Here is a 13,727-nt window from a genome sequence, read left to right as displayed (position 1 = left end):
ACTCAGCGCCGCCAGCGGCGCATTAAACGGCTTTTTAACCCGGTATCAAAGCGCCAGATATGATCGAAGATGCGCATGATGCCGGGCTTGCCGTAGTTGGACATCGCCACCGCGTGAAAACGTTGCTGGTGGTTTTGCTGCTGCTGTTTGACCTTCTTTATTATCTCTTCCGGTAATCGCTGGGCAATAAAGTCAGAAATGATCACCGCGTCGGCGTCGAACCAGCCGCTTTCCGTCATTTTGCTAACGGTGGCATTCAGACAGGCTGCCAGATCGGTACCGCCACGGAAGTGCTGGCCGAGAAAACGCACCGCCTGCTCAATACCACTGGCGGCAGTGAGTTCGTAATGCACGATCTGGTTGGCGAACAGCATGATGTAGCAACGGCGGTTATCCGCCAGCGCAATGCGCAACAGTGCCAGACAGAAGGCTTTGGCGCACTGTTCGTTGAAACCGCCCATCGAACCTGAAGTATCCACACAGACGATAAACGGTCCGCGCGGTTGTTGATCTTGCTGCTGGTGGGTGACCTGGCGGATCAGAACCTGTTCCTGCCAGACATCGCCCTGCAGGCGATAACTCAACAGCTGTTTTTCCAGCAGCCGGCGATAAAACTCAAACTCCAACTCTTCAATGCCCAGCGTGACCAACTCGGGCGGCAGCAGGCGCAGAATATCGTCGCTCTGGTGAATGCCGCTGACCTCTTCCGGCAGCGTGGCCGGTACCTGCACCATCACGCGGTACGGCTCGGGCAATGCATCCTGCTGTTGCACCGCCTTGGCCTCATAGCTACGCCCAAGCTGCTGCGCCAGTTTTTTCAGTTCCGGCTGCTGCTGCAAGAAGTTGCCGTATTCCACCAGCCGTTGATAGTCACCCCGTTGCAAGTGGCCTTTACTCATATCCCACAATCGTCCGGCGGCGGTGTCGTTTTCCGACAGCAGCGGCTCCAGCGCACCACTCAGCGCGAGACGTTCCTGCAGCTCCGCCAATAGCTGTTCGCGTTCCTGTTCCAACAGCTGGTGATGCATCATGGTGGCCTGCAGCGTCAGGCTGATACGCCAGCGCTGCAGGAACAGGGTTTGGAAGCTGTCATCCAGCGGATGGTTGGGCAGATCGGCGGCGTCCACCAGCGAGCGGGCCTGTTCATAAAAGGGGGAGGCCAGTTGGCGCAGCAGATCCAGGGTATCGTTAAGGTTATGGAAGAACTGGGTGTTGTTCTCCAGTTGGCACTGTTGATAGCGATAAAACTCCTGCGCCAGCGCCGGCGGCACCATGGCTTCGTGGAGACGTTCTTTCAGTTGCAACTTCCAGCGCGGCAGGTCGCGATCCAGCGCCCGGCGGATCGCCGGAAACTTTTTGAAGAAAATCGACAGCTGCGGTGCCGCCAGCATGCCGATGATCATCTCCTCGATCAGCTCACCTTCGGTGATCGCCAGCAGTAGATCGAGCGTTTCCAGGCTGAGCATGCTTACTGGCCGCGCATTTGCTGGTGCTGCTGTTTGATTTGTTCCGCCACCTGCAACAGGCTGGCCTCAATTTTTGCCAGCCTGGCGGCGGGGGTAAACAGGCAGGGTTGGTGCTGACTGAACAACCGGCGCTGTTCCGCCAGGCGCTGCGCCAACTGCTCCATTTCATCCAACATCGCCTGTGGCGTGCCGCCGGTCTGTTTGCCAGGCAGGGCCAGCAGCGCAGGTTGACGGCTGACGTCCAGCACTGTCAGATGCAGTTGATCGTCTACTTCCAAATCAATCTGCTGAGCAAAGCCAATGCCGTTCAGCTTGGCACGCACGTCGCCGCCTTTTTGCAGCCAGTTTTCCAGCGCGCTGTTTTCAATACTCAGGTGGTTGACCTGAATATCATGCAGTTGCAGCGGTTTTTGCAGTAACAGGGTCAGGGTACCGCTGCCGAGCGGCGTTGCCAGAGCAAACTGAGGCTTTCTGCTGAACATGCCGCCCTTTTTCACCAGGGCGATCGCCTGACTGTCGCTCTGCTGCTGTTGATGCTGTAGCCAACGGGTATGGATCTGTTGCAGTTGGATCAGCAGCGATTGCTGTTGATAAGCCGATTCGTTCAGCAATTGCTCTACTTGCTGTTGCAATAATTTCAGCGAGGTGAGGTCGTGCCACAGGCAATCTTTCAGCAGCAGCAGATCGATCGGGGCCACGGCATCGCGACCACTGAAGAAGGCGCAGGCCTGTAACAGTCGCAACGCTTTTTTCCAGCGACGATCGGAGACGTAAGGGGCATTATCCAATGCATCCAGCCGCTGGCGCAGCTGGAATATCAGCTCAAAGCAAGTCTCGGGCAGTTTGATTTTGTCGATCTGCGGTTGCCACTGGTGATACTCCTCATCACTGACGCTCAATGCTTCAGGCACCGGATTTTCATTCTCGTTCTGGCGACTGACCAACAGTGAGCGGAAATTCTGTTTGTCCTGCACTTTGTCTAACCACAGGCGTATCAGCATGCGATCGTACAGGGCTTCCAGACTGCTGTCGGCCTCCGGCAGTTCGTTGGAGGCGGTGACCAGCAGCCGTAGCGGGATCGGTTCTTCGGTGTTACCGTTGCGGAAACGACGCTCATTGATCGCCGTCAGCAGGGTATTGAGGATCGCCGGGCCGGCCTTCCAGATCTCATCCAGAAACACGATTTCCGCTTCCGGCAGATAGCCGGCGGTCAGGCGTTGATAGCGGCCTTCGTCTTTTAACGCCTGGATCGACAAGGGGCCGAAGACTTCTTCCGGGGTTGAGAAACGCGTCATCAGATATTCAAATGAACGCGCGCTGCGAAAGGCGAATTTTAACCGGCGCGCAATCAGGCTTTTGGCGATGCCCGGTGGGCCAAGCAGAAACACGCTTTCACCGCTGAGCGCCGCCAGCAAACACAGGCGAATGGCATCCTGTCGTTCATAAAGACCGCTCTCCAGCGCGCTGCTGAGGCGGGAAATCCGTTCTGCCAGAAGAGATGATGGCGCCATATTATTGTCGTGTTGTCCGAGTGTTAGCCAATCTTGGTGGATAATCCGATGATAAACCACCATTATTTTTAATGGTATAGCTTGTTGATTAGTAAAATCTTTCTATTATCAAAAGAGCGCCTGGTTCACATTTTGTTTATTTTTAGGGTCTGATATAAGGATAGGCAAGCAGTATAAATCGTGCATACTGTGCGCCTTTTAGTGGGCGTAACGGATCTTAGAGCCCGTATCTCTGGCTGATGCGGATGCATCGCTAACGGATGTTCTAATAAAGAAACGAATTATGAGCGCAGAGCATAAACAGTCCTTATCGGCGGTAACCCTGGCGGCAATTGGGGTGGTTTACGGTGATATCGGCACCAGCCCTCTCTATACTCTTCGAGAGTGTTTCTCCGGCCATTACGGCTTCGATGTTCGTCCAGATGTGGTTTTCGGCTTTCTGTCGCTGATCTTCTGGATGTTAATCATCATTGTTTCCCTTAAGTACCTTACCTACGTCATGCGGGCGGACAACGCCGGTGAAGGGGGCATCCTGACGCTGATGTCGCTGGCAGGGCGTCATACTTCGGCGCGTACCACCGCCGTGTTGGTGATATTGGGCTTGATTGGCGGCAGCTTTTTCTATGGCGAGGTGGTGATCACTCCGGCGATATCGGTGATGTCGGCGATAGAAGGGTTGGAAATCGCAGCGCCGTCGCTTGATGGCTATATTGTTCCCCTTTCCATCCTGGTGCTGACGGTGCTGTTTGCCATTCAGAAACACGGTACCGGCAGCGTGGGTAAGTTGTTCGCACCGGTGATGCTGCTGTGGTTTATCGTTCTGGCGGTGCTGGGCGCACGCAGCATCATGGCGAATCCAGAAGTCTTGCAGGCGTTAAACCCGAAATGGGCGCTGAACTTCTTTATTGAATATAAGAAGGTGTCGTTCTTTGCGCTGGGTGCGGTAGTGCTGTCGATCACCGGCGTTGAGGCGTTGTACGCCGACATGGGGCACTTTGGTAAATTCCCTATCCGCCTGGCCTGGTTCACCGTGGTGCTACCATCGCTGGTGCTGAACTACTTTGGCCAGGGCGCCTTGCTGCTGAAAAATCCGGAGGCCATCAAGAACCCGTTCTTCCTGCTGGCGCCGGATTGGGCGTTGATCCCGCTATTGATTCTGGCGACGCTGGCTACGGTCATCGCCTCGCAGGCGGTGATCTCCGGCGTATTCTCACTGACTCGCCAGGCGGTGCGTCTGGGTTACCTGTCACCGATGCGTATCATCCATACTTCGGAGATGGAATCCGGTCAAATCTATATCCCGGTGATTAACTGGACGCTGTATATCGCGGTAGTGCTGGTGATTATCGGTTTCGAACACTCCAGCAACCTGGCGGCGGCCTACGGTATCGCCGTGACCGGTACCATGGTGCTGACCAGTATTCTGGTGACTTCGGTGGCGATCAAAAACTGGCACTGGAACCGTTTCTTCGCCGTCGGCATTCTGGTTATCCTGCTGATTATCGATGTGCCGATGTTCGCGGCCAACGCCCTGAAGCTGTTCTCTGGCGGTTGGTTGCCATTGCTGTTAGCGCTGGTGATGTTCATCATCATGACCACCTGGAAGAGCGAACGTTTCCGCCTGCTGCGCCGCATGCACGAACACGGCAATTCCCTTGAAGCGATGATCGCCTCGCTGGAGAAATCGCCGCCGGTGCGGGTGCCTGGCACCGCGGTCTTTATGTCTCGCGCCATCAACGTGATCCCTTTTGCGCTGTTGCATAACCTGAAGCACAACAAAGTACTGCATGAGCGGGTGGTGCTGTTGACGCTGCGTACCGAGGATGCCCCTTATGTCCATAACGTACGGCGGGTGACCATCGAACAGCTTTCGCCGACCTTCTGGCGGGTAGTGGCCAGTTACGGTTGGCGTGAAACGCCGAACGTTGAGGAAGTGTTCCACCGCTGCGGCCTGGAAGGGCTGCCCTGTCGGATGACGGAAACCTCGTTCTTTATGTCGCATGAGTCGTTGATCCTGACCAAGCGGCCGTGGTACCTGTTCCTGCGCGGCAAACTGTTTATTGCACTGAGCCGCAACGCGCTACGTGCGCCGGACCAGTTTGAGATACCCCCCAATCGGGTAATCGAACTGGGCACCCAGGTCGAGATTTAATTCCCCTCAAGGGCTCAGCAATAGCTGGGCCCTTTCTGTTTATGTTCTCGGTAACACGAGCGAAACGTTTCGATGACGATCACACTTCTGCACTGTCCCGGTTGCCTTCTGTTGGCGTTTTTTTAAACTCCAGACATAAGCGAAACGTTTCGCTGGTGGAGTGAGAAGAAGAAGATGAAAAAAGGCGTGCTGCTGAATGCTGATGTTTCTGCCGTGGTTTCCCGTCTCGGCCATACCGACCAGATCGCCATCTGTGATGCGGGGCTGCCCATTCCGGCGGCCACGCAGCGTATCGATCTGGCGTTGACCCAGGGCGTACCGACATTTTTGCAAGTGGTCGGGGTAGTAACACAGGAAATGCAGGTAGAGAGCGCCATCCTGGCGGAAGAGATAGTTAAACATAATCCGCAGCTCCACCACGCGTTGTTGGCTCAACTGACTGAACTTGGCCAACACCAGGGAAATACCATCAGCGTGAGTTATATCAGCCACAGTGCGTTTAAAGCGCAAACTGAACACAGTCGGGCAGTGATCCGCAGCGGGGAATGCTCGCCGTACGCGAATGTGATCCTCTGTGCCGGCGTAACTTTCTGAGGCATTTATGCAACCTTTACTGCAACTGAAAGGGATAGATAAAGCCTTTCCCGGCGTGAAGGCGCTTTCCGGCGCCGCGCTCAGCGTTTATCCCGGTAAGGTGATGGCGCTGGTGGGGGAAAACGGCGCCGGGAAATCCACCATGATGAAAGTCCTGACCGGCATTTATAACAAGGACGCCGGCAGTCAGTATTTTCTCGGTAAAGAGGTGGCATTCAACGGGCCAAAAGATTCACAGGAAGCGGGCATTGGCATTATCCATCAGGAACTAAACCTGATCCCGCAGTTGACGATCGCGGAAAACATCTTCCTCGGGCGTGAGTTTGTTAACCGCATCGGCCGCATCGACTGGAAGCGCATGTATGCCGAAGCGGACAAACTGTTGGCGCGGTTGAACCTGAGTTACAGCAGCCACCGGCTGGTGGGTGAGTTGTCGATTGGCGATCAGCAAATGGTGGAAATCGCCAAGGTGCTGAGCTTCGAATCCAAAGTCATCATTATGGATGAACCGACGGATGCGCTGACTGACACGGAAACCGCTTCTTTATTTAAAGTGATCAACGAACTCAAAGCCGAAGGGCGCGGCATTGTTTATATTTCGCACCGGCTGAAAGAGATCTTTGAAATTTGCGATGACGTCACGGTGTTTCGTGACGGGCAGTTTATCGCCGAGCGACCGGTCAGTGAGCTTCAGGAAGATTCGCTGATAGAAATGATGGTCGGCCGCAAGCTGGAAGAACAGTACCCGCGTCTGAATCAGCCACGGGGCGAAAAACGGCTGGAAGTCAGCCAGGTTTCCGGTCCGGGTGTGGATGACGTCAGTTTTACCCTGTACCGGGGCGAAATTCTTGGCGTGGCCGGCCTGATGGGCGCCGGGCGTACCGAACTGATGAAAATCCTCTACGGTGCCGCGCCGCGTAAAGCCGGTACCGTCAGCCTCGACGGCCGCTCGGTGGTTACCCATTCGCCGCAGGACGGTCTGGCGAACGGCATCGTGTATATCTCCGAAGACCGCAAGCGCGATGGCCTGGTGCTGGGGATGTCGGTAAAGGAAAACATGTCGCTGACGGCACTGCGTTATTTCAGCCGGGCCGGTGGCAGCCTGAAACAGGCAGAAGAACAGCAGGCCGTGGGCGATTTCATCCGCCTGTTCAATATCAAGACGCCGTCAATGGAGCAGCCGATTGGTCTGCTCTCCGGCGGTAACCAGCAGAAAGTGGCGATCGCCCGTGGCCTGATGACACGGCCAAAGGTGTTGATCCTCGATGAACCGACGCGTGGCGTCGATGTGGGCGCTAAAAAAGAAATCTACCAGTTAATCAACCAGTTCAAGCAGGAAGGGCTGAGCATCATTCTGGTGTCTTCGGAAATGCCGGAGGTGCTGGGCATGAGCGACCGCATCCTGGTGATGCACGAAGGACACCTCAGCGGTGAATTCCCGATTGAACAGGCCACCCAGGAAGCGTTGATGGCTGCGGCCGTTGGCAAGCAATACGGCGTAAAGCAGGAGTAATCAGATATGAGTTCCCAGAGTGTGGCAAAGCGCTGGTTCAGTAAAGAGTGGCTGTTAGAGCAGAAATCACTGATTGCTCTGCTGGTGCTGATCGCCGTGGTCTCTTCCATGAGCCCGAATTTCTTCACCGTAAACAACCTGTTCAATATTCTGCAGCAAACCTCAGTGAACGCCATTATGGCGGTGGGGATGACGCTGGTGATCCTGACCTCCGGCATCGATTTGTCGGTGGGATCGCTGTTGGCGCTGACCGGCGCGGTGGCGGCGTCGATCGTCGGTTTCGAAATTAACGCGGTGGTGGCGGTGGCGGCGGCTCTGGCATTGGGGGCGGCCGTTGGCGCCTGTACCGGGGTGATCGTGGCCAAAGGCAAGGTACAGGCGTTTATCGCTACTTTGGTGATGATGCTGCTGTTGCGCGGTGTCACCATGGTGTACACCAACGGCAGCCCGGTGAACACCGGCTTTACCGACGTGGCCGATACCTTCGGCTGGTTCGGTATTGGCCGCCCGCTGGGGGTACCTACCCCGATCTGGATCATGGCGGTCGTGTTTATCGCCGCCTGGTACATGCTGCACCATACCCGTCTGGGTCGCTATATTTATGCCCTGGGCGGTAACGAAGCGGCGACCCGACTGTCCGGCATCAGCGTCGATAAAGTGAAGATTATCGTTTATTCGCTTTGTGGACTGTTGGCGGCGCTGGCGGGGGTGATCGAAGTGGCGCGCCTGTCCTCCGCGCAACCGACCGCCGGGACCGGCTATGAGTTGGATGCCATTGCTGCGGTAGTGCTGGGTGGTACCAGCCTGGCCGGTGGCAAGGGCCGCATTGTCGGTACGTTGATCGGGGCGCTGATCCTTGGCTTCCTGAACAACGGCCTGAATTTACTGGGTGTTTCTTCCTACTACCAAATGATCGTGAAGGCAGTGGTGATACTGCTGGCGGTTCTGGTAGAGAACAAAAGCAACAAATAACCTCCCCCTACAGGAATCACGATGATGAAAATGAAAAAACTGGCAATTCTGGCTTCAGCCTTCGCGCTGAGCGCCACCCTGAGTGCTAACGCGTTGGCTAAAGACACCATCGCGCTGGTGGTTTCTACCCTGAACAACCCGTTCTTTGTCTCAATGAAAGAGGGCGCACAGCAGGAAGCCAATAAGCTGGGTTACAACCTGGTGGTGCTGGACTCACAAAACAACCCGGCGAAAGAGCTGGCGAACGTGCAGGATCTGATGGTGCAGGCACCTAAGTTACTGCTGATTAACCCAACTGACTCCGATGCGGTTGGCAACGCTATCAAGATGGCCAATCAGGCCAAGATCCCGGTTATCACCCTGGACCGTGTGGCAAGCAAAGGTGAAGTAGTCAGCCACATCGCTTCGGATAACCGCGTCGGCGGTAAAATGGCCGGTGACTTTATTGCCAAGAAAGTGGGCGCAGACGCTAAAGTGATCCAGCTGGAAGGGATCGCCGGTACCTCCGCCGCTCGTGAACGTGGCGAAGGCTTTAAACAGTCACTGGATCAGAACAAATTCAAACTGCTGGCCAGCCAGCCGGCAGACTTCGACCGTACCAAAGGCCTGAACGTGATGCAGAACCTGCTGACCGCTCATCCGGACGTGCAGGCGGTGTTTGCCCAGAACGATGAAATGGCGCTGGGTGCACTGCGTGCGCTGCAAACCGCCGGTAAAACCGACGTGGTCGTGGTAGGCTTCGACGGCACCGCTGACGGCGTGAAGGCGGTTGAAGGCGGCAAACTGGCAGCGACCGTGGCGCAGCGTCCGGATCAGATCGGCGTGATTGGTGTGGAAACGGCGGATAAAGTGTTGAAAGGCGAAAAAGTGCCGGCCACTATCCCGGTTGATCTGAAGCTGGTCACTAAATAACACTCTGTAGCACCAGCGCCATCAAAACGGGGCGTTTATGATGGCGCGCAATTCAGGAATCAATGCGATGGCAACAGGTAAGCTGGTGGTTCTGGGCAGTATCAATGCCGACCATATCCTTAATATTGAGCAGTTTCCCCAACCGGGTGAAACGGTGATCGGGAAGCAGTATAAAGTGGCGTTTGGCGGTAAAGGCGCCAACCAGGCGGTGGCGGCAGGCCGCAGCGGCGCGGATATCGCTTTTATCGCCTGCGTGGGCGCTGATGACATCGGAGAACGTGTCCGTCAGCAGTTGGCGACCGATCGCATTGATACCCAACCGATAGAGGCGATAGCCGACAGTACCACCGGCGTCGCGCTGATTTTTGTTAATGCCGAAGGCGAGAATGTGATCGGGATTGATGCCGGTGCCAATGCCGCAGTGACTCCTGACTATCTGGCTCGCTATCAGCAAAAGGTGATCGACGCCGACGCACTGCTGATGCAGCTCGAGTCGCCGCTGGAGACGGTTATCGCTGCCGCCAGCCTGGCGAAACAGCATCAAACGCAGGTGATCCTCAATCCTGCGCCGGCACGTGAACTGCCGGACGAATTATTGGCCATGATCGATATGATTACGCCAAACGAAACCGAAGCCCAGCGCCTGACCGGTATTGCGGTCAATAATGATGATGATGCCGCGCGTGCCGCACAGGCTTTGCATGATAAAGGCATTGCCACGGTGATCATCACCCTCGGCAGCCGTGGCGTTTGGCTGAGTGAGAACGGTAAGGGTAAGCTGGTGCCTGGCTTCAAGGTTAAAGCGGTAGATACCATTGCTGCCGGCGATACCTTCAACGGGGCGCTGGTCACGGCACTGCTGGAAGGGAAGGTGATGGCAGATGCCGTGCGCTTTGCCCATGCGGCGGCGGCCATAGCGGTGACTCGTCCCGGAGCCCAGCCTTCTGTGCCCTGGCGCGAAGAGATCGACACCTTCTTGCAGCAGCAGGAGTAATCCCTTTGGCCACCATGAAAGACGTCGCCCGTCTGGCGGGCGTTTCAACTTCGACGGTCTCGCACGTCATTAATGACAATCGCTTTGTCAGCGACAGCGTGCGAGCCAAAGTCATGGCGGCCGTTGAACAGCTGAACTATGCGCCTTCTGCCCTGGCGCGCAGCCTCAAACTGAACCAGACGCGCACCATCGGCATGCTGGTGACTTCCAGCAATAACCCGTTTTATGCCGAAGTCGTGCGTGGCGTTGAGCGCAGTTGCTATGAGCGTGGTTACAGCCTGATCCTGTGCAATACCGAAGAAGATGCCGCGCGCATGAATCGCAACATGGAGACGCTGCTGCAAAAGCGCGTCGATGGCTTGTTGTTGATGTGTACCGAAAATCATCGGCCATCGCAGGACGCGCTGAGCCGCTATCCTTCGTTACCGATAGTCATGATGGATTGGGCGCCGTTCGAAGGGGCCAACGATATCATCCAGGATAACTCGCTGCTGGGCGGTGAGATGGCGACCGATCACCTGATCGCCCGTGGGTATCGCAAGATTGCCTGTATCGCCGGTCCGCAGGATAAAACTACCGCACGCCATCGGCTGGAAGGCTACCGTCGCGCCATGCAACGCGCCGGGTTGACCATCTTGCCGGGATACGAAGTGCACTGCGATTTTGAATTTGAAGGCGGTGTGGATGCCATGAAGCAACTGCTGGCACTGGCCGAGCCGCCACATGCCGTGTTTGCCGGTAACGATGCAGTTGCCGTTGGCGCTTATCAGGCGCTGTATCAGGCTGGGCTATCGGTGCCGCAGGACATGGCAGTGATGGGCTACGATGATATCGAACTGGCCAAATATCTGGCGCCACCCTTAAGTACCATTCACCAACCGAAAGATTCACTGGGGGAACTGGCGATCGATACGCTGATTCATCGCCTGCAGAACCCGGAACGCGAAGCCCAGATCCTGGTGTTGACCCCTGAGCTGGTGGAACGCGCCTCGGTCGGTTATCGTTAGCCTGCGGTTTTAGCCGGTTTTTTTGGTTCCCGACCGCTGATCAGGTTACGCCCGTCCTTTCTTTTCAGCAGCATAAACACAAATGCCGACGCCACAGTGACAATCCCCATGGTGATAAAGGTGTAGTGGAAGTGATCGACCATGGTCCCCAGCGACATGGTTTGATAGAAACGCAACACTGCCGCGCTGATCGCCACCCCGAAGCTAATAGAAAGCTGTTGAGTCACGGCCAGCACGCTGTTGCCGGAGCTGGCATTGGCGTCGTTCAAATCTGCCAGGCTGATGGTATTCATGGCGGTGAATTGCGTCGACATCGCCATCCCCAGTACGAACAACGGCAGGATCATCAACCACAGCGGCATTCCCGGGCTTTGCAGCGCGAACTGAGCAATCAGCACGCCAATAATGACGGTGATACCCACCAGAGTTTTACGATAGCCGAACCAACGTAGCACCTGAGTGACGGTGGATTTCGCCATTAATGAACCGACGGCGGTCGGCGCCATCATACAGCCGGCAATAATTGCCGAGTAACCGAAACCCACCTGCAGCATCAGTGGCATCAGGAACGGCACACAGCCGGTGCCCAGCCGTGAAGCGACGTTGCCGGCAATACCCACCGAGAAGGTTCGGGTCTGGAACAGATCCAGACCAATCAGGGGTTGAGGGTGCCTGCGGGCATGGACGATATAGCCGAACAGCATCACCACGCCACTGAGCAGAATGCCCAGTGAGATATAGCTGGCCAGCACCTGCTCACCAAACAGCTCAAGCCCGGTAGAAACCAACACCAGGCTCAGGCCAAACAGCATAAAGCCAATAAAGTCGAAGCGGCGCTTGGGGGTGGTGAAGTCCGGCATATATTTACGTGCATAGAAGATGCCGAGCAGGCCAATCGGGATATTGATAAGGAAAATCCAGTGCCAGGTGGCGTAGGTCACCAGCCAGCCGCCCAGCATCGGCCCCATGATCGGCCCAACCAACCCCGGCATGGTCACGAAATTCAGCACCGGCAACAGTTCGCTGCGCGGATAAGCACGCAGCAGCGCCAATCGCGCTACCGGCATCATCATCGCTCCGCCGACTCCCTGAATAACGCGTGAAGTTACCAGCAGGCTTAACGTCGGGGAAAGCGCACACAGCAGCGAACCGAGAGTAAACAGCGAAACCGCCACGATAAACACCCGGCGGGTACCGAAGCGATCTGCCAGCCAACCGCTGACCGGGATCAGCATCGCTACCGTCAGGGTATAGCTGATAACCGCTGACTGCATCGCCAACGGTGACCGCTCAAGACTTTGGGCTATCGCCGGCAAAGCCGTGTTGAGGATGGTGGCGTCCAGTGCCTGCATAAAGAACGCCATGGCGGCGATCCAGGGTAGCCCTGCCATACTGCGCGCGGATTTAGTCATTGTGAGTCCCGGTTAACTGTCGTCTTCGTCCCTTTCATCTTTTTTCTATATATAAGCAGGGATACGTTAGTCTTTCTCTCTAAGTAAAACCTGGCAGGCGGCTAATGCCTCTGCGCTGTCGCCGGCAAGTATCGCATCGACGATGGCCTGATGGTGCTGGAGCTTAATCACCTCGTTACCGGTGATGGCGCGGAAGTAACTTTGATACACCGAACTGAACAGATTGGCGAATGAGGTCAGAAAGGGATTGCCGCTGGCTTCATAGATGAGCTGGTGGAACTGGGTATCCACCTGGATCCAGTGTTCCCGGTCAAACTGGATATGCAGGGCGCGCATTTCCGCCATCAGTTCAGCCAGCCGTGTAGTTTGCTGTGTGTTGGCATTGGCTGCGGCCAGTGAGCAGGCCTGAGGTTCCAGAGAGGTACGTAAGATAAGGAAGTGCTGCATGACCTGATCGAAGTTTTCTTTGGTCATCCACCAGGTCAGTAAATCCTGATCGAGAAAGTTCCACTGGCTTTGCGGCATGACACGGGTCCCGATGCGCGGCCGGGGCAATAACATGCCTTTGGCCGCCAGCATCTTCACCGCTTCGCGTACTGCCGTGCGGCTAACGCCGAATTGTTCCCCCAGTTCCATCTCTCCGGGCAGGATACTGCCGGCCTGATAATCGCCTGCCAGAATTTGTTGGCCGAGTTTTTCTGCAAGTAGATAAGAAAGATTGCGTTGGGCGGCCTGTTGTTGAGCATTAAATTGCATGGCTGCGAGTCCTTACTGACATTGTTACTCTTATTTTACGCTACGGATCGCCAGTTTTTGTGGCTGTTTACCGGAAAAAGTGACGAAAACGCTGACTTGTGCAGCGCTTTGCCGAAAAAATCCGCGCTTGAAAAGTTTTTTGCATTTAGGGGTTGCGGCCTTCTGAGAACTCCCTATAATGCGCCTCCACTGACCGGGAACAACGACTCCTCTAACGAGAACCAAGTCGCCGGGTCAGGAAGAGAAAAGCGAAATAAACGCTTGACTCTTCAGGTGAAAAGCGTAATATACGCCACCTCGAGATAGCAAGCTACGGCGGCTAACTCACTGCTCTTTAACAATTTATCAGACAATCTGTGTGGGCACTCCACAAGACGATATCCAGAACCTTCGGGTTCGAAAAAATATCAAGTCTTGAAGAGTGACCAAGCAATAAGT

Annotated in this window: 11 protein-coding genes; 7 read left to right on the top strand and 4 right to left on the bottom strand. The window is 55.7% G+C overall.

Going from position 1 to position 13,727, the window contains the following annotated elements:
* Window positions 1-2: 2 nt before the first annotated feature.
* Together viaA and ravA are read right to left on the bottom strand one after the other, a co-directional pair.
* Complete coding sequence (gene viaA, locus OC597_RS22135; RefSeq protein WP_261255816.1) at window positions 3-1,466, bottom strand: ATPase RavA stimulator ViaA; 1,464 nt, start codon at window positions 1,464-1,466, stop codon at window positions 3-5.
* Between the two features lie 2 nt (window positions 1,467-1,468).
* Window positions 1,469-2,977 (bottom strand): ATPase RavA, encoded by a 1,509-nt coding sequence (ravA, locus tag OC597_RS22130; protein ID WP_262210501.1) that lies wholly within the window; start codon window positions 2,975-2,977, stop codon window positions 1,469-1,471.
* Window positions 2,978-3,260: 283 nt separating this feature from the next.
* Between ravA and kup the strand changes: the two genes are divergently transcribed.
* The 7 genes from kup to rbsR all read left to right on the top strand — a co-directional run bounded on the left by kup (window position 3,261) and on the right by rbsR (window position 11,121).
* On the top strand, window positions 3,261-5,129 hold the full coding sequence (kup, locus tag OC597_RS22125) for a low affinity potassium transporter Kup (protein ID WP_099064408.1): 1,869 nt from the start codon (window positions 3,261-3,263) through the stop codon (window positions 5,127-5,129).
* 174 nt (window positions 5,130-5,303) lie between these two features.
* Complete coding sequence (gene rbsD, locus OC597_RS22120; RefSeq protein ID WP_099065709.1) at window positions 5,304-5,723, top strand: D-ribose pyranase; 420 nt, start codon at window positions 5,304-5,306, stop codon at window positions 5,721-5,723.
* Window positions 5,724-5,730: 7 nt separating this feature from the next.
* Entirely contained in the window at window positions 5,731-7,236 is a 1,506-nt protein-coding gene (gene rbsA, locus OC597_RS22115; protein ID WP_261285659.1) for a ribose ABC transporter ATP-binding protein RbsA, read from the top strand.
* Between the two features lie 6 nt (window positions 7,237-7,242).
* A complete protein-coding gene (rbsC, locus tag OC597_RS22110; RefSeq protein WP_261285658.1) occupies window positions 7,243-8,208 on the top strand; it encodes a ribose ABC transporter permease in 966 nt (321 codons plus the stop codon).
* A gap of 24 nt (window positions 8,209-8,232) precedes the next feature.
* Window positions 8,233-9,120 carry a ribose ABC transporter substrate-binding protein RbsB gene (gene rbsB, locus OC597_RS22105; protein ID WP_085120130.1) on the top strand — a complete coding sequence of 296 codons (888 nt, stop codon included), beginning with the start codon at window positions 8,233-8,235 and terminating at the stop codon, window positions 9,118-9,120.
* Window positions 9,121-9,187: 67 nt separating this feature from the next.
* Window positions 9,188-10,114, top strand: coding sequence for a ribokinase (gene rbsK / locus OC597_RS22100; protein WP_261285657.1), 927 nt, complete (start codon window positions 9,188-9,190; stop codon window positions 10,112-10,114).
* Between the two features lie 5 nt (window positions 10,115-10,119).
* Complete coding sequence (gene rbsR / locus OC597_RS22095; RefSeq protein ID WP_262210496.1) at window positions 10,120-11,121, top strand: ribose operon transcriptional repressor RbsR; 1,002 nt, start codon at window positions 10,120-10,122, stop codon at window positions 11,119-11,121.
* Here the strand turns inward: rbsR and mdtD are convergent.
* Complete coding sequence (gene mdtD / locus OC597_RS22090) at window positions 11,118-12,533, bottom strand: multidrug transporter subunit MdtD (protein WP_129937729.1); 1,416 nt, start codon at window positions 12,531-12,533, stop codon at window positions 11,118-11,120. The genes rbsR and mdtD overlap by 4 nt on opposite strands.
* A 66-nt stretch (window positions 12,534-12,599) precedes the next feature.
* Complete coding sequence (locus OC597_RS22085; protein WP_085120100.1) at window positions 12,600-13,289, bottom strand: FadR/GntR family transcriptional regulator; 690 nt, start codon at window positions 13,287-13,289, stop codon at window positions 12,600-12,602.
* Window positions 13,290-13,727 lie beyond the last annotated feature (438 nt).

The organism is Serratia proteamaculans (assembly GCF_946227095.1).
Taxonomy (GTDB): Bacteria; Pseudomonadota; Gammaproteobacteria; order Enterobacterales; family Enterobacteriaceae; genus Serratia; species Serratia proteamaculans_E.
This window is presented reverse-complemented; position numbering and strand designations above follow the sequence as displayed.